General features: G+C 67.2%; 18 protein-coding genes. 7 read left to right on the plus strand and 11 right to left on the minus strand.

Going from position 1 to position 19,808, the window contains the following annotated elements; translation table 11 throughout:
• Positions 1 to 7: 7 nt before the first annotated feature.
• From CAL12_RS23735 to CAL12_RS23755, 5 genes are read right to left on the minus strand one after another with little or no spacing between them, the layout of a single operon-like run.
• On the minus strand, positions 8 to 1,687 hold the full coding sequence (locus tag CAL12_RS23735) for a methyl-accepting chemotaxis protein (protein ID WP_198298313.1): 1,680 nt from the start codon (positions 1,685 to 1,687) through the stop codon (positions 8 to 10).
• A gap of 54 nt (positions 1,688 to 1,741) precedes the next feature.
• Positions 1,742 to 3,946 (minus strand): chemotaxis protein CheA, encoded by a 2,205-nt coding sequence (locus CAL12_RS23740; protein ID WP_086066852.1) that lies wholly within the window; start codon positions 3,944 to 3,946, stop codon positions 1,742 to 1,744.
• A gap of 17 nt (positions 3,947 to 3,963) precedes the next feature.
• Positions 3,964 to 4,326 (minus strand): STAS domain-containing protein, encoded by a 363-nt coding sequence (locus CAL12_RS23745; RefSeq protein WP_157793110.1) that lies wholly within the window; start codon positions 4,324 to 4,326, stop codon positions 3,964 to 3,966.
• A gap of 33 nt (positions 4,327 to 4,359) precedes the next feature.
• Positions 4,360 to 4,728: a response regulator gene (locus CAL12_RS23750; RefSeq protein WP_086066854.1), complete on the minus strand. Its 369-nt coding sequence runs from the start codon at positions 4,726 to 4,728 to the stop codon at positions 4,360 to 4,362.
• A 44-nt stretch (positions 4,729 to 4,772) separates the two neighbouring features.
• Entirely contained in the window at positions 4,773 to 5,942 is a 1,170-nt protein-coding gene (locus CAL12_RS23755; protein WP_086066855.1) for a methyl-accepting chemotaxis protein, read from the minus strand.
• A 230-nt stretch (positions 5,943 to 6,172) separates the two neighbouring features.
• On the opposite strand from CAL12_RS23755, the gene CAL12_RS23760 reads away from it, so the two are divergent.
• A complete protein-coding gene (locus CAL12_RS23760; RefSeq protein WP_198298314.1) occupies positions 6,173 to 7,300 on the plus strand; it encodes an AraC family transcriptional regulator in 1,128 nt (375 codons plus the stop codon).
• A gap of 10 nt (positions 7,301 to 7,310) precedes the next feature.
• Here the strand turns inward: CAL12_RS23760 and CAL12_RS23765 are convergent, their stop codons facing one another.
• The gene (locus tag CAL12_RS23765) at positions 7,311 to 8,561 is read right to left on the minus strand and encodes an aminotransferase class V-fold PLP-dependent enzyme (protein WP_086066857.1); all 1,251 of its coding nucleotides are present in this window, start codon (positions 8,559 to 8,561) and stop codon (positions 7,311 to 7,313) included.
• Between the two features lie 253 nt (positions 8,562 to 8,814).
• Positions 8,815 to 9,723: a hypothetical protein gene (locus CAL12_RS23770; protein ID WP_086066858.1), complete on the minus strand. Its 909-nt coding sequence runs from the start codon at positions 9,721 to 9,723 to the stop codon at positions 8,815 to 8,817.
• Positions 9,724 to 10,126: 403 nt separating this feature from the next.
• On the opposite strand from CAL12_RS23770, the gene CAL12_RS23775 reads away from it, so the two are divergent.
• Positions 10,127 to 11,524: a M20 family metallopeptidase gene (locus tag CAL12_RS23775; RefSeq protein ID WP_086066859.1), complete on the plus strand. Its 1,398-nt coding sequence runs from the start codon at positions 10,127 to 10,129 to the stop codon at positions 11,522 to 11,524.
• Positions 11,525 to 11,536: 12 nt separating this feature from the next.
• On the opposite strand, the gene CAL12_RS23780 is transcribed toward CAL12_RS23775, so the two are convergent.
• Complete coding sequence (locus tag CAL12_RS23780; protein ID WP_086066860.1) at positions 11,537 to 12,256, minus strand: helix-turn-helix transcriptional regulator; 720 nt, start codon at positions 12,254 to 12,256, stop codon at positions 11,537 to 11,539.
• A gap of 89 nt (positions 12,257 to 12,345) precedes the next feature.
• Here CAL12_RS23780 and CAL12_RS23785 point away from each other — a divergent pair, with 89 nt between their 5' ends.
• Positions 12,346 to 13,308, plus strand: a complete 963-nt coding sequence (locus tag CAL12_RS23785; protein WP_086066861.1) for a threonine/serine dehydratase — start codon at positions 12,346 to 12,348, stop codon at positions 13,306 to 13,308.
• A 25-nt stretch (positions 13,309 to 13,333) separates the two neighbouring features.
• On the opposite strand, the gene CAL12_RS23790 is transcribed toward CAL12_RS23785, so the two are convergent.
• The 3 genes from CAL12_RS23790 to CAL12_RS23800 all read right to left on the minus strand — a co-directional run bounded on the left by CAL12_RS23790 (position 13,334) and on the right by CAL12_RS23800 (position 15,079).
• Positions 13,334 to 13,768, minus strand: coding sequence for a type II toxin-antitoxin system VapC family toxin (locus CAL12_RS23790; RefSeq protein ID WP_086066862.1), 435 nt, complete (start codon positions 13,766 to 13,768; stop codon positions 13,334 to 13,336).
• 2 nt (positions 13,769 to 13,770) lie between these two features.
• Positions 13,771 to 14,043, minus strand: a complete 273-nt coding sequence (locus CAL12_RS23795) for an antitoxin (RefSeq protein ID WP_086066863.1) — start codon at positions 14,041 to 14,043, stop codon at positions 13,771 to 13,773.
• A 271-nt stretch (positions 14,044 to 14,314) separates the two neighbouring features.
• Positions 14,315 to 15,079 (minus strand): IclR family transcriptional regulator, encoded by a 765-nt coding sequence (locus tag CAL12_RS23800; protein WP_232464615.1) that lies wholly within the window; start codon positions 15,077 to 15,079, stop codon positions 14,315 to 14,317.
• A gap of 137 nt (positions 15,080 to 15,216) precedes the next feature.
• On the opposite strand from CAL12_RS23800, the gene CAL12_RS23805 reads away from it, so the two are divergent.
• From CAL12_RS23805 to CAL12_RS23820, 4 genes are all read left to right on the plus strand, one after another.
• Positions 15,217 to 16,509 (plus strand): NAD(P)/FAD-dependent oxidoreductase, encoded by a 1,293-nt coding sequence (locus CAL12_RS23805; RefSeq protein WP_086066864.1) that lies wholly within the window; start codon positions 15,217 to 15,219, stop codon positions 16,507 to 16,509.
• 62 nt (positions 16,510 to 16,571) lie between these two features.
• Positions 16,572 to 17,591 carry a dipeptidase gene (locus CAL12_RS23810; RefSeq protein ID WP_086066865.1) on the plus strand — a complete coding sequence of 340 codons (1,020 nt, stop codon included), beginning with the start codon at positions 16,572 to 16,574 and terminating at the stop codon, positions 17,589 to 17,591.
• A 42-nt stretch (positions 17,592 to 17,633) separates the two neighbouring features.
• Positions 17,634 to 18,641, plus strand: a complete 1,008-nt coding sequence (locus CAL12_RS23815; protein ID WP_086066866.1) for a tripartite tricarboxylate transporter substrate binding protein — start codon at positions 17,634 to 17,636, stop codon at positions 18,639 to 18,641.
• 85 nt (positions 18,642 to 18,726) lie between these two features.
• Positions 18,727 to 19,779, plus strand: coding sequence for a Bug family tripartite tricarboxylate transporter substrate binding protein (locus CAL12_RS23820; RefSeq protein ID WP_086066867.1), 1,053 nt, complete (start codon positions 18,727 to 18,729; stop codon positions 19,777 to 19,779).
• The last annotated feature ends 29 nt before the right edge of the window (positions 19,780 to 19,808 follow it).

Raw genomic sequence — 19,808 nt, forward strand, 5'->3', positions numbered from 1 at the left:
CTGCCCCTCAATAACGCACGAATTGCGATTCGTCGATCGCGTCGGCGCCGGCCGCGGCATAGGCCAGCTTGCCCGCGGGTTCCGCTTCGACGTCCCTGCCCAGCGCGGCGGTGGGCCGGCGCGCTGCCAGGGGACGCTTGCGCGCCGCCGCGGCCGTACCGGCGGCGCGGGCCACGCTGTCGGACAGCTTGAAGAAGCTCATCGCCGCTTGCAGCTGTTCGGCCTGCGCGCTCATTTCTTCCGCGGTGGCGGCCAGCTCTTCAGAGCTGGAAGCGTTCTGCTGGGTGGTCTGGCTCAACTGCGCGACGGCCGCGTTGATCTGCCCCACGCCGGACGATTGTTCTTCCGACGCGGCCGTGATTTCCTGCACCAGGTCGGAGGTCTTGCGTATGTTGGGGACCATCTGCTCCAGCAGGCGGCCGGCGCGTTCGGCCAGGTCCACGCTGGAACCCGCCACGTCGCCGATCTCCTGCGCGGCGACCTGGCTGCGTTCGGCCAGCTTGCGCACTTCGGCCGCCACCACGGCGAAGCCCTTGCCATGCTCGCCAGCACGCGCCGCTTCGATGGCGGCGTTCAGGGCCAGCAGGTTGGTCTGGTAGGCGATGTCGTCGATGATGCCGATCTTCTGCGCGATCTGCTTCATTGCTGCCACCGTCGACGTCACGGCCTCGCCGCCTTCGGCCGCTTCCGTGGAGGCCTTGGTCGCCATGCTGTCAGTGACCTTGGCGTTCTCGGTGTTCTGCGCGATGGACGCCGTCATCTGTTCGATGGACGCGCTGGTTTCCTCCACGCCGGCGGCCTGCTCGCTGGAGGCCTGGCTGAGCGATTGCGCGGTGGCGCTGACTTCCTCGGACGCGCCGGCCAGCGCTTCCGCGCTGCTGTTCACTTCCGACACCACCTGCGACAGGCGCGTGACCATGTTGCCGACGTTGGCCATCATGCTGGTTGTGTCGCCCTTGCGCGTTTTCACCTCCACCGACAGGTCGCCTCCGGCGACCTGCTGCAAGATGTGCGCCGCATAGGCGGGCTCGCCGCCCAGCAGCTTCAGCAAGCCGCGGGTGATCAGCAGGCCGATCAGCAGCGCCAGCACCAGGGCGCCGCCGGACAGCGCCATCACAAGCATGCGCGTCTGGTCGTACATCTCGTCCCCGGCGGCATTGGCCGCGTCCATCTGCTGCACTTCGTAGTTCAGCAAATCACGCACGGCGACCTCAAGCGCGGTATTGGCCGGCAGGATATCGCTGCGCAGGTACGCGACCGCATTCGACTTATCGGCCGCCGACGCCAGCGCGAAGAAGCCGTCGATGCGCTGCTCCAGCGCGGCGCGGTTGTCCTCGACCTTCTTCAGCAATGCGCGGGGCGTTTCGCCGCTGATGGTCTTGTCCAGCTTGCCCATCGCCTGTCCCCGCGCGGCGGCGTTGTCGGCCAGGCGCTTGCGCAGGCGGGTCGCTTCGGCGTCGTCGGCCGCCAGCAGCAGGCCACGCAACTGCCGGCCGTCGTCCAGCGACTTCTGCAGCACCTCGTTCAGCAGCGCCGTCTTGGGATAGCGGTTCATGGTCACGTCGGTCAGCGACTCGTTGATCTTCTCCAGCCGCGTGATGCTCAATACCGATATCGCGGCCAGCAGCACGATCATGATGCCGAACCCCCATGCCAACCGCGTGGCCACCTTCATATTCCCGAACATGCCTTTCTCCAAAATGAACTGCGTGGCGGCCGGCCCGGCCGCGCGGGTGCCACGTCAAGCGGACATGCGGGCATGGCCCGCGGTTGCGGAATTGCGCGCCTCGGCCATCAGGGCCGGGACGTCCAGGATCAATGCGACTTCGCCGCTGCCCAGGATGCTGGAGCCGCTGATGCCGCGCGCCTGCGCGAACAGGCGCGACAAGGGCTTGATCACCGCCTGCGTCTCGCCCAGCAGGGTGTCCACCACCAGCCCGATGCGGTCGCCGCCGTGGCGGACCACGACGATGTTCTCTCGCGCAGTGGGCTGCCCCGGCAGGTCGAACATGCGGCGCAGGCGTATGAAAGGCAGCACCCGGCCCCGCAGGTCGGTGTAGTCGCGGCCCTGCACCGGCGTATAGGCGATGCATTCGTCCACCATATCGAGCGGCAGCACGAAGAGCGAGCGCCCCACCGCCACCTGGAAGCCGTCGATGATGGCCAGCGTCAGCGGCAGCCGCACCGCGACCGTGCTGCCCTGCCCGGCGCGGCTGGTGACTTCGACGCTGCCGCGCAAGGCCTCGATGTTGCGCTTGACCACGTCCATGCCGACGCCGCGCCCCGACAGGTCGGTGACGGCCGGCGCCGTGGAAAACCCCGGCTCGAAGATCAGCCTGTAGACGTCTTCGTCGCGCATGCCGCGGCCGTCTTCGATCAGCCCGCGTTCGATGGCCTTGGCGACGATGCGCTCGCGGTTCAGGCCGGCGCCGTCGTCGCCGACCTGGATCACGATGTGGCCGGATTCATGGCGCGCGTCCAACGTGATGGTGCCGTGCGCGGGCTTGCCCGCCGCCGCGCGCGCCTGCGGCGACTCGATGCCGTGATCCATGGCGTTGCGCACCAGGTGGGTGAGCGGATCGCCGATGCGTTCGACCACCGTCTTGTCCAGTTCGGTGTCCTCGCCGCGCACCACCAGTTCGATGTGCTTGCCCAGGCTGCGCGAGACGTCGTGCACCACGCGCCGGAAGCGGTTGAAGGTGGCGCCTATCTTCACCATGCGCAGTTGCAGCGTGCTGTCGCGCACGGCCTCGACCAGGGCGGCCACCTGGGCATTGCAGGCCTGGAGCTCGGCATTGCCGGCGCGGGCCGCCGCCACGCCGGCCCCGGACGACGCGGTGATCAATTCCCCCACCAGCCCGATCAGGTGATCCAGCTTCTCCGCGTCGATGCGCATCGAGCGGCTTTCCTGCGACTTGCTGTCCTTGGCCTGGCGTTGCTTGGCCAGCGCGCGATCCACTACCGGTTCCGCCACCGTCTGCTGGCGCACCAGGATTTCACCCAGCGGCCCGTCGGCCGTGCCGCTGCGCTGGGCATGCAAGGCCTCCTCGAGTTCGCGCGGCGTCAGGGTGCCGCAACGCACCAGCATTTCGCCCAGCATGACGGGCTCTTCGCCGAGTTCCTCGATCATCAGCATGTAGTCGGCCATGCGGCTGCGCGGCGGAATGATGCGGATGTCGCAATCGTCCAGTACGAATTCGAAGGTGCTCTCGATGGTGGCCTTGTCGGCCGGGCTGTCCAGGCCGATCTCCAGCCCCAGGTAGCAGGCTTCCGGGTCCATGGCTTCCAGCGTCGGCAGACGTCCCGTCTGGCAGGCCACGCCGGTGACGCGACCCAGCTTGTGCAGGTAGCGTACGAAGGACAATGGGTCCATGCCATTGCGCAGGACGCCTTCGTGGAAGCGCAGGGAAATGTGCCAGTGGTCGCCGACGGCGGCCGCATCGTCGACCGATGCACCCACCGCAATGCCCGCCGATACGCCGTCCAGGCCCTCTGCCATCGCCGCGCCGTCGTCCGCGCAGGGCGGGCAGGCGGCTGCTCCGGCTGCCGCCCCGGCTTCCAGATAGGCCGCCAGCCGCGGCAGCAGGGCCGCCGCTTCGCTTTGCAGGTCCGGATCCGCTTCCTGGCGGTGGTCCGCGACCCGCTCCACCAGGCTGCCGATATGGTCGCCGCAGGCCAGCATCAGCGCCACCAGGTCGCCATCGATCGCGATGCCGCCTTCCCGCACCCGGTCCAGGACGCTCTCGACCTGGTGGGTGAAGGCGACGATGTCATCGATGCCGAACAGGCCGGCCGAGCCCTTGATGGTGTGCGCCGCGCGAAAGATCGCGTTGATGGCATCGCAGGGATCGTCGACGTCCGCGACGACCAATAGCGCGGACTCCATCTCGCCCAAGAGCTCGCGGCTCTCGGTGATGAAGGTTTGCAGTGCCTGTTCCATGTCCATGGTGATGCTCCGGGCCGTCAGGCCGGCGATGCCGTCGCGCCGGCGCGCGCGGCGGCGTACAGGTCGGCGCAGATGCCATCGGGCGCCAGATCGTCGCGCGCATCCGCGAACGCGTCTTCCAGGCCCAGCAGCTGGATGGCGGACTCGACGCTGGGCGCCATGCCGGCCAGGCGGACTTCCCGGCCACGAGCCCGCGCATAAGCGCGCGCCGCCAGCAGCAATTGCAGGCCGGCCGTGTCGGCTTCCGTCACGTCGCGCAGGTCCAGCCGCAGCGCGGCGGGAGCGTCATCCGCCGACAGCGCCTGCAGGAGGCGCTGCCGCACATCCTGCGCGGTGTAGATGGTGAGTTCGCCGTCAAGGCGCAGGTGGACGTTGGGCACGGCGGGTCTCCAGGCAGGCTCGATGTCCGCCGGTCAGGGCAGAATCAGTTTTTCGACGGCGCCCAGCAGCTGCGCGGGCTGGAAGGGCTTGACCACCCAGGCCTTGGCGCCGGCCAGTTGGCCTTCGCGCTTCTTGGCTTCCTGGCTTTCCGTGGTGAGCATGATCACCGGCGTGAAGCGATACGCGGGCAGTTGCTTGACCTCTTTCAGGAAGGTGATGCCATCCATCTGCGGCATGTTCACGTCGCTGATGATCAGGTGCACTTTCTGGCCCGTCAGCTTGGACAGGGCGTCCTGGCCGTCGCGTCCCTCGATCACGTCGTAGCCCGCGCCGCGCAGCGCGATGCCGACCACCTGCCGCACCGAGGCGGAGTCGTCGACGATGAGGATGGTCTTGGCCATGGCGGGGCTCCTGGTTGTATGGCTGAGGGCAACGGGCCCGGGATTCAGAAAAAAGTAATGTCCGTCGACGCCGCCGCCGGGGCGGACTGGGTCGTCCTTGCGGCCGGCGATGGGGCCGCGCCCTGGTGTATGTCGCGCTCGTCGGCCATGGCGTAGGTGCGCTCCAGCTCGGACAGCAGCGGCGCCGCGTCCAGCGGCCGCAATTCGCCGGCGGCCGCGCAGGCCTCGCCATAGTCCTGCATGACGGCGGGCAGCCGCTCGATGTTCGCGCCGACGTGCGACATCACCTGGCCGACGCGATCCTGGAACTGCAGCTGCACCAGCGCCTGGCTGACCTCTTCCTGGATGCCCTGGCTTTCCTCGCGCAGCAGGTCGGTCGTCCGGCCCAGGCCGTCGGCGAAGGAGCGGAACCGTTCCAGGACTTCCTGTATGGTGCCTTCCGACGCGGCGATGGCGGCCTGCTCGCTGCGGGTGGACTCTTCCGCGGCTGCGCAGGTGGCGACGATGGCGTCGCCGATGAAGGCGATTTTCTCGGCGATGCGCGCGCCGGTCTCGCCCGACTGCTTGGACAGGGCGCGCACCTCCTGCGCCACCGTGGCAAAGCCCCGGCCCAGGCTGCCGGCATGGGCGGCTTCGATGGTGGCGTTGATGGCCAGCAGATTGGTCTGCTGCGTGATCTGGCCGATGGCCTGCACCATGCCCTGCAGCTCGTCGACGAAGCCCTTCAGGCCCTGGACCTTGCCCAGCAGCTCGACCTTGGTCTTCATGCTCGCGCTCAACTGGTCCACCACGGTGTGCAACTGCTCGGCGCTGCGCGCCGACACGCCGGCGGCCGATTCGCCATGGCCGCTGCTGTCGCGCGTGGACAGCTTCAGGGTCTGGTCCAGCCGCGTGGAGATTTCACCGAAGCGCATGCTCAGGGCGGTGACCGCGGTTTCCATCTGGGTGCGCGACGACTCGATCTGGCGCGACCACACTGGTGCCAGGTCGCCGCAGAAGGACGCCAGGTTTTGCACGTGGGCGTCCACGTCCAGGTCCTGGCTGCCAGCGCCGCGTCGGGCCGCGTAGCCCGCCAGCAAGCCGGCCACGACCAGGGCGCCGGCCGCGGCCAGGGGCTGGGTGGCCCAGGCGCCCGCCCAGGCGGTGGCGGCGCCGCCCGCAATGCCCAGCACCGGCGCGGCGGCGGAGGACCAGGAGAATCCGGCGATATTCATGTAGCAGGCGTCCGTCGGAAGGTCCGCCGGGGTTGGCGGTTGTACAGGAACAACGGCAGCGCGGGCGCAAGCCTAAGGGCACGGCCGGCCAGATTAGGGCACTCCACCGGCCAACATTGTCTTTTTGTTCAAATGTGTTAACAATTGAACGGCGCGCTTATCGGGCGCAGCTTCAGTGGCGTACTGATACGCGGCTGGTGGTTTACAGCCGCAATTCCCTGGCGATGACGATGCTCAGTAGCACTGAACCCCCACCGGGCCAGCCTCCCGGCCCCGGCCTCCCCGCCCTGCTCCCGCCCGCCGCGGGCATGATGGCGGGGATGGTGGCGCACCCGGCCGTGCCCACCATCCGCCCCGTCACCCTGCGGCAGCTGTTGAGCGAAGTGGCACGGCGCGGCAGGGACCCGCGCCCGCTGTGCGACGGCCTGGGCTTCGGGCCGGACGACCTGGAGCAGGACGGGTTTTTCGTTTCCGGCAGGCAGGCGACGCAGTTGATCCGGCGAGCCCTGCCCGTGCTGGGCGATCCCGCGCTGGGACTGGAAATGGGCGCCGGGGTCAACATCGTTTCCTGGGGGCTGGTCACGCTGGGCCTGATGGCGTGCGCGTCCTCGCGCCAGTTGCTGGACTTCGCCATCGAGCACCAGCACCACGCCGGCTGCCTGCCCAGCCTGCATGGCGAAGAAACCGGCCAGGCTTTCCGGCTGGTGGCGCGCGCGCCCGTCGCCGATCGCGACGTGGCCATCTTCCTGGTGGACAAGGCCCTGGCGTCGCTGACGCAACTCGGCCGCCAGGTCGTGGGCACGCACTTCAACCCCAACCGGGTGGACCTGGTGAGGGAGCGGCCGTCCTATGGCGCGGTCTATGAACGGGTCTTTCGTTGCCCGGTCCGTTTCGGCAGCGCCGAAAACCGCATCTATTTTCCCGTCGAGCCCTATGCCGTGCGCAGCGCCGACGCGGTGGTACTGCGCCAGGTACGGCACGAACTGGCACGCGCCGCCACGCCATCCGGCGTCTGCGTGATGCAGGCCTGCGTGGTGCAGGCCATCCGGCGCGACCTGGCCGCGCCGCCGCCGCTGAACGCGATCGCCGCATCGCTGCACATCAGCGAACGCACGCTGCGCCGCCGACTGGCCGAACGGGGCAGCAGCTATGCCGAACTGCTATGCCAGGAGCGCCGCGCGCGCGCCCTGGCGCTGGTCGCGCACTCCACGCGCAGCGTCCAGCAGATCGCGCTGGAGTGCGGATTCAGCGACGCCCGCACCTTGCAGCGGGCCTTCAAGCGCTGGACGGGGTACAGCCCCATGGCCTTCCGCGACCAGGCACGGCTGCGGCCGCTCGAGACGGACCCCGCGGCCTGAGCCTGCCAGGTCAAGCCGTCCGCGCCAATGCGCGCAGGGCTTCGGCCAACCTGTCCATCTCGTCGTCGGTGGTCAGGTAGCTCACCGACGCGCGGGCGATCTCGGCCAGGCCGCGCGCCCGCATATCCAGCGGCGTATAGGCCGGACCGTTGCCGCTGATGGAAATGCCCTGCCCGGCCAGCTCGCGCATCACGGCGGCGACATCGCGTCCCGCCACGGCGAACGACACCAGACCCGAGCGGTGCGGGTCCAGGCCCTGGTCGAGGACGTCGACGCCCGGGATGTCCGCCAGCAGCCCGCGCAGGGCTCGCGCATTGCGGTCCACGCGTGCCCTTATGTTGTGGATGCCGATATCCAGCGCTTCGCGCAGGGCGTTGGCGAGCCCGCAGCGCAGTACGTAGGATCGTTCGGAAGGCTCGAAACGCGCCGCGTCGGTTCGCATCACGGGCAGGCCATCGTCGTCCAGCGGCGCGGTGTGCGTGTCGGCCAGCGTGGCGCTCAGCCGCGGCAGGAAGTCCTGGCGGATATACAGCAGCCCCGTTTCGCGCGGGCCGCGCAGCGCCTTGCGGCCGACGCCGGTCAGGACGTCGCAGCCGACTTCATTCACGTCGACGGGTAGTTGCCCCAGGACCTGCGCGGCATCCACGAAATACGGAATGCCGTGGCGGCGCGCCACCGCGCCGATGGCGGCCGCGGGATTGATCAGGCCGCCGTTGGCCGGCATCCAGGTCACGCAGATCGCCCGCACGCGTTCGCCACCATGTTCGTCGATCATGGCCTCCAGCGCGCGCGGGTCCGCCATGCCGGTATCGTCGGACGGAATGGTTTCGATGCGCGCGCCGTGGCGCACGGCGGCCACGTGCATCGCGGCGATATTGCCGCCCCACTCATGGCGCGCGACCAGTATGCGATCGCCGGGCTTCCAATCCCCCAGCCCCGCGAAGGCGCTGCCCCAGCCCACGGAATTGCCGGTGGTCAATGCGATTTCCGCGGGTCGCGCATGCAGCAGCGTCGCCGCCAGGATGCGCGCCTGTTCCGCCTGCTCGCGGGCCGCCGCGCCGGCTTCGATCGGGCCCATCTCGGCCTCGCGCCACATCTGCGTGCGCATGGCTTCCAGCGTGTCGACGGAAGGCAGCGACGAACCCGCGTGATTGAAGTGCACCGTCGTGCGCGTGCCCGGCGTGCGGGCGCGCAAGGCGTCGATGGCGGTATCGCTGAGCGGACCTGGATCGGCCGCCGCGGTGGGGGGTGTGGCGTTCATGCTGTGTTGGCTCCGGACCGGAACGCCGCAGAGCGGCGGCGAGTGCCTATGCTAGCCCATGGACGGCGTGGCACCGGGGACCGGATGGCGCGACGCGATCCGGCCTGGCGCAGGTAACGCAGGTAACGCAGGTGGGTTTGCTCGTCGGCATCGCCCCGTATTCATCCTCGTGACTTGGACCCTGGACCTGGACCTGGACCTGGGCCTGGACCTGGACCTGGGCCTGGACCTGGGCCTGGACCTGGACCTGGACCTAGCGGCCCAGCGGAAACTGTTCTTCCAGGTAGACGTTCTGCCATGCAACGTATTGATCCAGGGCCTCCACGCCGCCTATCGCGTCCAGCGCCTGCCGCATCGCGGCGCCCGGCCGCCACGCCAGCGGCGCGCCCGTGGCGATGGCGTCCGTCGTGCCCGGAATGAAATGCAGTGGCGACAGCCAACGGCACTCCAGGCCCAGTTCCGCGAGTATGCGTTGCGACAGGTAATCCACCGCGCCGCGCTCGCCCGCGCCCAGGTCGACGATGCGCTGCGGATCGATGCGGCCGCCAGCGCCCATCCAGGCGGCGGGGCTTTGCGGATCGGCTTCGGTCAGGACCGATACCAGCGCCCTGATCGCATGACAGACCGGGTCCAGGGGCAACAGGCGCCCGCCGGCGAACAGATGCAGGAAATTCCCCACCGGCCTGTCATCGCGCAAAGGCAGCGTGATCAACTGACTGGCGCGATCGACGCCGAAGGCGATGCCGGTCGTCCCTGTCCCGCCACCGCCGCCGTAGAACGCCATCCCGTCACGATGCCCGCCGGGCGACACCAGCGCCACCAGCCAGCGCCGCGGGCCGGACAGGGCCAGTACGTTTTCCTCGACGGCGCGGCGTAGCAGCACCTTGAACGTGGCCGACTTATCGAGCCGCGACAACAGGGTCGTCAATGGTTGCTGGTCCACCTGCTTCTGCGCCAGGAAGGCCGCCGCCTGGCTGGGCCCGGGCTCGGCCTGCAGCAGGATCGAATCGAAATACAAGGACGACGACAGGGCCTGCTCGTCGGGCATGGCGGGGCGTTTGGCATCCCCCAGCACCAGGCAGCTATTCCAGACGGTTTCGGTCTCGGAGATATGGAGGGTATCCCGGCCAGCAGCCTGGATGGCAGTACCGCCGTGCACCATCGTGGCGGCAGGTCCACGCGCGCCACGCGACGCTGAGCTGTTCGTAATGAGCCACCCACGCCCGTGGGCGCCGTTGGAAAGATCGATGTCCCACCGGATGGGATCTGATTGGAATACATGCCGGCTCCTCCAGCCACGCGCTACGGAGCGCTTACGTAAGCGATCGGCGCCGCCGGTTCCGGGCGCCTGAAGATAGCGGATGCGGTGGATGGCGCGCATGCGGCGATAGAGATTTACGCCTATCGCGCGCGTGGCCGCTCTCTGGTACAAACGTCTGGCTATTCGGACGGCTGCACGAGCGTGCGGCCTTCGATTTCCAAGACTTGCACGACTTGCGCGATTTCGACGACTTGCACGATTGCACGCGCGAGCGCGCGCCACACGCCTACCCAAAGGACGCCCCATGACCCGCGACGCCGCGATCGCCCGCGCCGACGACTACTTCCAATCCGGCGGATTCCGCGAATGCCTGGCCCGCCGTATCGCCATGCCCACCGAAAGCCAGAACCCGGATCGCGCCGCGGACCTGGCCGCCTATCTCGATACGGAAATGCGGCCCGCCTTCCAGGCCATGGGCTTCGAATGCCGCACGCTGACGCATCCCAAGGCGCGCGCGCCTTTCCTGTATGCGGAAAGAATCGAGGACCCCGCGCTCCCCACGGTGCTGGGCTACGGGCACGGCGACGTCATCCGGGGCCTGGATGCCGAGTGGCGCGAAGGCCTGTCGCCCTGGCAACTGACGGAATCGCAGGGTCGCTGGTATGGCCGCGGCATCGCCGACAACAAAGGCCAGCATACGGTCAACATGGAAGCGCTGCGCAGCGTGCTCGACACCCGGGGCAAGCTCGGCTTCAATGCCAAGTTCCTGGTGGAGATGGGCGAGGAAAACGGCTCGCCCGGCCTGCGCCAGGTTTGCGAAGACCACCGCGACCTGCTCGCGGCAGACCTGCTCATCGCATCGGACGGCCCGCGGCTGCGCGCGGAACGGCCGACCGTCTTCCTGGGTGCGCGCGGCGGCCTGAACTTCGACATGACTATCGAGGCCCGCGAAGGCGGGCACCATTCCGGCAACTGGGGCGGCCTGCTCTCCAACCCCGGCATCCAGCTGGCGCATGCCATCGCCTGCATCGTCTCCCCTACCGGCCAGATCCGCATTCCGGCCTGGGTGCCCAAGGAACTGCCCGCATCGGTGCGGCGCGTGCTGGCCGACTGCGACGTCGATGGCGGCGCGGACGGCCCCGCCATCGACCCGGACTGGGGCGAGCCGGGCCTGACGCCGGCCGAGCAGGTCTATGGCTGGTGTTCTTTCGAGGTCCTGGCCTTCAAGACCGGCAATCCGGAAACGCCGGTCAACGCGATCCCGCCGCGCGCCTGGGCGCGCTGCCAGTTGCGCTTCGTCGTCGGCGTCGATACCGACGAGCTGCTGCCCGCGCTGCGGCGGCATCTCGATCGCCACGGTTTCCCCATGGTCCAACTGACCCTGACGCGCGAGAGCATGTTCACGGCGACGCGCCTGGATCCCGACGATCCCTGGGTGCGGTGGACCGTCGAGTCCCTGGAGAAGACAGGCGGTAAAAAACCCGCCATCCTGCCCAACCTGGGCGGCTCGCTACCCAACGACATCTTCACGGACGTCCTGGGCCTGCGCACCATCTGGGTTCCGCATTCCTATCCTTCCTGCGCGCAGCATGCGCCCAACGAACACCTGCCGCCAGAGCTGCTGCGTGAGGGCCTGCGGCTGATGACGGGCCTGTATTGGGATCTGGGTTCCGGGCAGACGCCGGCCGTGCAGCGCGCGTGACGGCGACGACGCCTAAGCAGCCGTGCCCTTGAGCGCCGCCAGTTCGGCATACACCGTCGCGCGACTGATGCCGAGCACGCCGGCCACATAGGCCGGCGCCCGCTTGCCTTCGAACGCGCCGGTGCGATACAGGTCCTCGATCAGGCTACGCCGCTGCTCCCGATCCAGCCGCGCCACCGTGGTGTTGTGCGCCGCGATCCAGTCCGCCACATAGCGATTGAGACGTTCGTGCCAATCGTTGCGGAACAGGTCGTCCGGACGCGGACGCTGGTCCGGCACGCGCAGGAAGCCGTCCAGCATGCGGCGCACCGCATCGAATTCCGTCACGTCGGCATTCACGCAGAGCAGGCCTATCGCGCGATCCTGCTCATCGCGCAGCACCGCGGTCACCGACTTGATGCGACGGCCGTCCCAATTGATTTTCTCGTAGGGACCGATCACCGATGCGTCAGGCGCGAAATCCACTTCATCCAGATCGGAAGGATCGCCGGCCGCGCGCGGCGAGAACGGGTGCGCGACGTAGACCACGCTGTTCGTGCGCATATCGTGCACGACCGCTTCCACGAAAGGACTGAACAGCGCGGCCAGCGCGTCGGCGACGACGTAGTAGGGCCGCAACGCACCGGCGGGGCCGGCCGGCGCCCGCCGTGGGCTCTTGCCGCGTGGCGCCGCGCCTGCCGCCGACGCTTCCGTTGATGCCGGTGCTGCTCTTGCCGCCGTCGTCTTCGTCAATCCAGTCCCCTGACATTTTTTCCAAATTGGATTTTATCGTCTAATATTTGCTTTCACTACTATCCTATCGCGCTGCCCAGGAGCATTCCATGCAGGACTTGTCCGCCGCCATCATGGCCGCCCATGCCGCCATCCGCCCGCACGTGCCGTTTTCCCCGTTGGAACGCAGCGGCGCCCTGTCCGCCGCGCTGGACTGCGACGTCCGGCTCAAGTGCGACCACCTGCTGCCCATCGGGGCCTTCAAGGTGCGCGGGGCCACCAACAAGATCAGCGTTCTGGGCGAAGCCGCGCGCAAGACCGGTGTGGTCACCGCGTCGACCGGCAATCATGGCATGGCGGCCGCATGGGCGGGGGCGCGGGCCGGCGTACCGGTCACGGTCTATGTGCCGGCCACGGCCGTGCGCGGCAAGCTCGACGCCATCGAAAGGCTGGGCGCCCGGCTCGTCATCGTGGACGCTCCGCCCATCGAAGCGGAACGGCAGGCGCGCCGCTACGGCGCCGAGCATGGCATTCCGTACATCTCGCCCTACAACGATTTCCACATCATCGCGGGCCAAGGCACCATCGGCGTCGAGATCGCCGAACAGGCCGGCGCCGACGTGCTGGACGCGGTATTCGTATGCGTGGGCGGCGGCGGCCTGGTCAGCGGCCTGGGAACCGCCATCAAGCACCTGTCGCCCCGAACCCGCGTGGTCGGCGTCTGGCCGGAAAACTCCCAGTGCATGCTGCGCGCCCTGGAAGCCGGCCGCATCGTCGACGTCGAGGAACAACCCACCTTGTCCGACGCCACCGCCGGCGCCGTGGAAGAAGGCTCCATCACCTTCCCCATCTGCCAACAGGTCATCGACGACCGGGTCACGGTTTCCGAAACAGAAATCGCCAAGGCGATGCGCGCCGTCGCGGAAACCGATCACTGGATGGTGGAAGGCGCAGCCGGCGTGGCGCTGGCCGGGCTGATGCAGCGCAAGGACGAATGGCGTGGCAAGAAAGTCGCAGTGGTGTTGTGCGGGCGGAATATCAGCGTGGAGAAGTTCGTTGAGGCGGTAGGCTGAAGTAAAACGCGGGCCGAGCTGCCGGTCAGGGCGGGTCTCCGGCCCAGCTTTCATACTTGAAGCCCGTTATATCTATACGCTCGTAGTGCCTCGCGTTATTGGTCACCAGCACAGCGTTCGAGTCGATTGCGTGGGCAGCAATCATGGTATCCGCATATCCGATCGGCGTACCGGCTGCTTCCAGCTGCGCTCGCACGTTGGCGTAAACATCGGCAGCGCCTGACTCCCATGGGATGACGGGCATCGCATCCAGGAAACGACTGACCAATAGCGCCAATCGCTTCGCATCGGGCCTGCGTGCGATGCCGTAGAGGAGTTCTCCACGAGTGATGACTGAAATACAAACCCGGTCAGGGTTCGTATTACGAAAACGAGCATCCACCGAGCGACTATGCCCGCGGATCAAATAGCTACATACGTCCGTATCCAACATGAACAGCGGGGACTTCGTGCCGGACATGTTCACTCTTTCCAGTCATCGAAGATGCCGCCTGGGACGGTCGGCTGGTTGAGAGGCCGGTCCGCCATGTAGTCTGCCGGTACCAAGGTTTCGTCTCGCAGCTTGAAGAAGGCATCCCACGCGGAGGCATGCGGCTGTTCCGTGATGGTTACAGCACCGGTGGCATCGTCGCGAGTGATGTAGACCGTTTCCGCGGTGAAGCTGAAACCGGAGGGTAAACGCACGGCCCAGCTGTTGCCCGACTTGAACACTTTGGTTTTTTTGGTGATCGCCATCGCGGACCTCCGCCGAACCCGGTTGGGCATTATAGGAACGTATATACATATTGTATATACGTTTTCAGAGATGAGATAGGACGGTGCGTGAAGCCCGGCGAGGGAAAAGCAAACAGACATGACCCGGTTCCATGAAGCGCGCTGCTCGACACACGTCGAACGACCGCTGAATTTGAGACAGGCCTGAGTCACCCCATGACGAGGAGGCTTCCATGTTCCAAGCCGCTATACAGTCTGTTTTCTCGACACCGCTGCAACATACAACGACAGCTCAGGTGTGCTTGCCGATCGCCCGCGCCGCGCGCATCACCAGCGGTCCCAGCTCAGCCCGCGCTCGCTCCAGCGACCACCTCGGCTTGGGGACCGAGATATTCACCGCCGCGACCGGTTCGCCGGCGTCGCCCAATATCGTCGCGGCGACGTTCACATCCCCGGAATAGAACTCTTCATCCGCATAGGCGTAATGATCGCGCCGCGCCTCGTCTATCAATGCGCGCAGTTCGGCCGGATCGGTGGTTGTGCGGGGCGTGTGCTTGATACGGGCCACAGCGCGCAGCTTCCTGTCCAGCTCCGCCGGCGGCAGGTGCGCCCATAGCGCTCGACCAGAGGCCGAGGCAACGCAGGGAATCCGCGTGCCGGCCGGCATATAGACGGGAATATGTTTGGCCGGCGCGACGCGCATGACGAAGACCATGTTGTCCTGGTCGTCCGGCACCGACAGGTTGACGATCTCGCCGCACTCCTGGTTCAGCTGGTGCATGACGGCATGCGCGTGCTGGAACAGCGGCTGGCGATAGAGATAGCTGTAGCCCAGCCCCACCGCCTTCACCGTCGTGCTGTAGCGCTTGCTGCGCGGATCGCGCGTCAGATAGCCGGTCTGTTCCAGCGTATGCGCGACGCGCTGCGCCGACCCCATGGTGATGCCGTTTTCCTTGGCAATTTCCTGCAGGCTCATCGACGCATGCGCGCGGAAGCACTCCAGCACGGCCAGGCCCTTTTCCAGGGATTGGATCAACAAGGCGGAAGACTCGGCCACGGCGGCTCCTGGATCGGGCTAGGGAAACCCTTACGTTGTTGGGCGGGACATCCGCGCGGTATAACTATCGCTATACGGATTTCATTATCGCATAGCGATAATACACACGCGAGCATCATTCAGCACCGAGGCCACCGTTGGATTCAGAAGAAAAGCAGGCCGGACAGTCTTCCCCGCTGCCCGGCTCCGTCGACGTCGCCATCATCGGCGGCGGCGTGATCGGCGTCGGCACGGCCTATGCGCTGGCCCGCGCCGGCATGCGGGTCGCCCTGTTCGAGAAAGCCACGCTGGCCTGCGAGCAGTCCTCGCGCAACTGGGGCTGGGTGCGCACGCTGAACCGCGACCTGCCCGAAGTCCCGCTGGCGATACGCGCCAACCAGTTGTGGGGCGACATCCAGACCCGCATCGACGTGGGTTTCCGGCGCACCGGCATGCTTTACCTGCAGGAAACCGAGGCCGACGCCGCCGCGCATGAGGCCTGGATGGCCAGGGCCAGCACCTACGGCGTCGACGCCATCCAGCTGGACCGGCGCGCGACGCTCTATCACCTGCCGGAATCGGGCCGCACCTGGACCGGCGCCATGTACAGCGCCACCGATGGCGTGGCCGAACCGCGGATCGCGGTCCAGGGCATCGCCACGCTCGCGCGCCAGGACGGCGCCATCATCCGCGAACACTGCGCCGTGCGCGGCATCGAACGTACCGCGGGACGGGTATCCGCGGTCATCACGGAACACGGCCGCGTCGCCGCGCAGGCCGTGCTGGTGGCGGCGGGCGCGTGGTCGCGGCTGTTCTGCGGCAACCTCGGCGCGAATTTTCCGCAGCTCAAGGTGCGCGGATCGGTGTTGCGCACGCAGCCCTTCGACGCCGGCCTGACCACGGCCATCAACGGCAAGGATTTCACCTGCCGCAAGCGCGCCGACGGCGGCTATACAGTGTCGCAGTTCGGCGCCTCGATGGCGGACCTGGTGCCGGACAGCTTCCGGCTGATGCGGCATTTCATCCGCCCCTGGCTGGCCAACAATACCTTCGTGCGGCTGCGTTTCGGCAAGCGCTTCTTCGAAGAACTGGCGACGCCGCGGCACTTCACGGCGGACCGCGTGTCGCCATTCGAATGCCATCGCGTGCTGGATCCGCTGCCTTCGCGCGCTGGCGTGCAGCAGGCCTGGCAGCGGCTGTCCGACGCCTTTCCCATTTTCAGGCAGGCAAGGATCGCACAGTCCTGGGCCGGCTACATCGACGTGACGCCCGATGCGATGCCCGTGATGGATGCCGTCCCTGGGCTGCCGGGCCTGTACCTGGCGTCCGGGTTTTCCGGGCATGGCTTCGGCATCGGTCCGGCGGTCGGCGAAGCCATGGCGCAGCTGATGCAGGGCACGCAGCCCGCCGTCGATCTGCGGCCGTTCCGCTTTGGCCGCTACGCCGAGTAGCGCCGCGCGGCCGCCACACCAGGACCACGAACACACCATCCTCCCGATCACGGAACCACGACATGGACAACATCAACGACCTGCACCGGCGATCCACCATCATCGACGGCCTGGTTTTCTTCAGCGATGGCAGCGCGCGCGACATGCTCGCGGGTGGCGTCAGCGCCATCAACCTGACCGTCACCGACATGGGTTCGGATTTCGAGCAGGCGCTGAAAGACGCGATGGTTTGGCGCGAACGCTGCGCCGCGCCGGATTCGCCATGGCTGCTGGTCGAGCACGCCGAGGACATCGCGCGCGCCAAGCAGGCCGGCAAGCTGGGGCTGATCATGGGCTGGCAGAACGGTCGGCCACTGGGCGATCAGATCGATCGCGTGGCCCTGTTCCACACCCTGGGCATCCGCGTCATCCAGCTGACCTACAACGAAGCCAACCTGCTGGGCGACGGCTGCCTGGAGAAGCGCAACGCCGGCCTGAGCGATCTGGGCATCAAGATGGTCCAGGAGATGAACCGCGTGGGCGTCGCCATCGACCTGAGCCATTGCGCACCCCAGACCTGCCTGGATGCCGCCAGGCATTCCAGCAAGCCGGTGTTGCTGACGCATGCCAACGCCAATGCGGTGATCCCGCGACCGCGCAATAAATCCGATGACGTGATCAAGGCCGTCGCCGATACCGGCGGCGTGATCGGCTGCAGCATCCATGCCTATCTGAGCTGGCGCGGCGATCCCAAGCAGCAGCCGACCATGGAGGACTTCGTCGCCAATGTCCGTCATATCGGCCAGCTGGTGGGCTACGAGCACGTCGGCATCGGCACGGATTTTCCGGCGGTGGATACGTATGAGGCGGTGCGCCACGTGATGGTGATGTCGCGCACCAAGTACGCGGCCTCGGGCGGCGACTTCTCCAACGCCTTCGGCGACGTCATGGAAGCGCGCTATCCGGTGGAAACGCCCACGCCGGCGCAGTTTCCCGAGTTCACGCATGCATTGCACCGCGCGGGCCTGACCGACACGCAGATCATGGGCGTGCTGGGCGGCAACTTCCAGCGCGCCTTCGCGCAGAGCTGGAGAACCGCCTGACGCGCCGGCGCCATCATCCAAAAGTCCACAGGGGGGACCCACATGACCGCATTCTCCAGATCGATCGCGCGCGGCCTGCGTCGCACGGCGTTCATCGCCATGGGCGCTGCCGCGCTGCTCGCGCAACTGGCCCAGCCCGCGTCGGCGCAATCCGCCGACAACTATCCGGCTTATCCGGTGCACATCGTCGTGCCCTACCAGGCCGGCGGCTCGACCGACATCGTCATCCGCAAGTTCGCCGAGCTGGCGGCGCCCAGGCTGGGCCAGGCCATCGTCATCGAAAATCGCGGCGGCGCCGGCGCGACGCTGGGCGCGCGCGCCATCAAGACGGCCAAGCCGGACGGTTATATGCTGGCCGTCCTGCCCAGTCCGGTGTTCCGCATGCCCCACATCCAGGACATGGGCTACGACCCGGTGCATGATTTCACCTACATCATGATGCTGAGCGGCTATACGCTGGGCGTGGCCGTGCCGGTGGACTCGCCGTTCAAGACCTGGGCGGATTTCATCGGCTACGCCAAGGCGCATCCGAATGAAGTCACCTACGGGACCGCCAGCGTGGGCAGCGCCTCCAACGTGATGATGGAAGACATCGCCACGCGGAACGGCGTGACGTGGCGGCACATCCCTTACAAGGGCGAATCGGATGTGTTGACCGCGGTGATGGGCGGCCAGGTCACCGCCTATGCCGGATCGACCACGGTGCAGCCGCTCGTTCAGGCGAAAAAAATGCGCATGCTGGTAACGTGGGGCGAACACCGCAGCGCGCAATATCCCGAAGTGCCCACGCTCAAGGAACTGGACGGCACGCCGCCGGCCAATGCGCCCTTCGGCATCGCCGGCCCCAAGGGCATGCCGGCGCCCGTGGTGGCGAAGCTGCAGACCGTATTCAAGCAGGTGGCCGAATCCGAGCCGTTCAAGCAGGTGCTCACGCAATACGGCCAGGAGCTGGTCTACATGGACGGCAAGGACTACGCCGCCTATGCGGCCAGGCAGTATGCGCTGGAAGCGGACATCGTGCGCAAGCTGGGGCTAGCGCAGAACAAGTAGCCGCGACAGGCGCGAGGGCAGGGACAGGCCGCACAACGGCAGGCGATAAGGCGATAACGGCATAACGCTTCAAGGGGTTGTTCGAATGACCAGTTCTGTACCTTCTTCCTGGCGCGCGGCGGCACGGCGCGTTTCATCCGCCGTCCGACAGCATGTATCGAAGCGGCAAGGCTGGGCGGCGCTGCTCGCCGCCGCCATGCTGCTGGGCGTGGCCCACACGCCATCGGCCCGGGCGGCCGACTGGCCCGAGCGCCCGATACGCCTGATGGTCGGCTATCCGCCCGGCGGCGGCACGGATACCGTGGCGCGCGTGCTGGCCCAGCAGCTGACCAAGGTGCTGCACCAGTCGGTCATCATCGAAAACCGTGCTGGTGCCAGCAGCACCATCGCCGCGCAGCAGGTGGCGCGCGCCGAACCTGACGGTTATACCGTGCTGTTCGCGACCGGTTCGCCCTTGACCGGCGCGCCGCTGACGATCAAGGGCCTGACCTACGATCCCTTGAAGGACCTGGTGCCCGTGACGCTGATCGGCGGCGGGCCGTTCATCCTGGTGGCCAATCCCGCCTTTCCGCCCAATACCCTGCCGGAGCTGGTCGAGTACGCGCGCGCGCATCCCGGCCAGGTGAACTATGCGTCGCCCGGCATCAGCACGGCGAATTATTTCTTTGCCGAGGTGCTGAACCAGGACGCCAATATCAAGACGGTGCACGTGCCTTACAAGGGCAGCTCGGCGCTGATCAACGACACGATCGCCGGACAGGTGCAATACACGCTGGATACCCCGGGCACCACGCTGCCCCTGATCCATGCGGGCAAGCTGAAGGCCTTGGCTATCTTCAGCAAGAAGCGGCTCGATCGGGCCCCCGATATCCCCACTACCGTCGAAGCGGGATACCCGCAACTGGTCGGGGGCTCCTGGTATGGCCTGCTGGTGCCCAAGGGCACGCCGCCCGCCATCGTCGACGCGCTGTACAAGGCGACCAAGCAAGCGCTGACAGGCGAGGAAGTGCGCCGCGCCATGGAGGCGCGCGACGTCATCATTCAGGGCAGCACGCCGGCGGAGTTCAAGGACTACATCCAGGCCGAATATACGAAGTGGAAAACGGTCACCGACAGGCTGGGCATCCAGCCGCAGTGATCCACTGGACAACATCGCGACCCAGCGTG

The sequence above is a fragment of the Bordetella genomosp. 8 genome (genome assembly GCF_002119685.1).
GTDB lineage: Bacteria > Pseudomonadota > Gammaproteobacteria > Burkholderiales > Burkholderiaceae_B > Bordetella_C.

Coding starts and splice junctions, on each gene's coding strand:
- CAL12_RS23735 (WP_198298313.1), bottom strand. CDS start 1,687: ATGTTCGGGAATATGAAGGTGGCCACGCGGTTGGCATGGGGGTTCGGC.
- CAL12_RS23740 (WP_086066852.1), bottom strand. CDS start 3,946: ATGGACATGGAACAGGCACTGCAAACCTTCATCACCGAGAGCCGCGAG.
- CAL12_RS23750 (WP_086066854.1), bottom strand. CDS start 4,728: ATGGCCAAGACCATCCTCATCGTCGACGACTCCGCCTCGGTGCGGCAG.
- CAL12_RS23755 (WP_086066855.1), bottom strand. CDS start 5,942: ATGAATATCGCCGGATTCTCCTGGTCCTCCGCCGCCGCGCCGGTGCTG.
- CAL12_RS23760 (WP_198298314.1), top strand. CDS start 6,173: ATGCTCAGTAGCACTGAACCCCCACCGGGCCAGCCTCCCGGCCCCGGC.
- CAL12_RS23765 (WP_086066857.1), bottom strand. CDS start 8,561: ATGAACGCCACACCCCCCACCGCGGCGGCCGATCCAGGTCCGCTCAGC.
- CAL12_RS23770 (WP_086066858.1), bottom strand. CDS start 9,723: ATGGTGCACGGCGGTACTGCCATCCAGGCTGCTGGCCGGGATACCCTC.
- CAL12_RS23775 (WP_086066859.1), top strand. CDS start 10,127: ATGACCCGCGACGCCGCGATCGCCCGCGCCGACGACTACTTCCAATCC.
- CAL12_RS23785 (WP_086066861.1), top strand. CDS start 12,346: ATGCAGGACTTGTCCGCCGCCATCATGGCCGCCCATGCCGCCATCCGC.
- CAL12_RS23790 (WP_086066862.1), bottom strand. CDS start 13,768: ATGTCCGGCACGAAGTCCCCGCTGTTCATGTTGGATACGGACGTATGT.
- CAL12_RS23795 (WP_086066863.1), bottom strand. CDS start 14,043: ATGGCGATCACCAAAAAAACCAAAGTGTTCAAGTCGGGCAACAGCTGG.
- CAL12_RS23810 (WP_086066865.1), top strand. CDS start 16,572: ATGGACAACATCAACGACCTGCACCGGCGATCCACCATCATCGACGGC.
- CAL12_RS23815 (WP_086066866.1), top strand. CDS start 17,634: ATGACCGCATTCTCCAGATCGATCGCGCGCGGCCTGCGTCGCACGGCG.
- CAL12_RS23820 (WP_086066867.1), top strand. CDS start 18,727: ATGACCAGTTCTGTACCTTCTTCCTGGCGCGCGGCGGCACGGCGCGTT.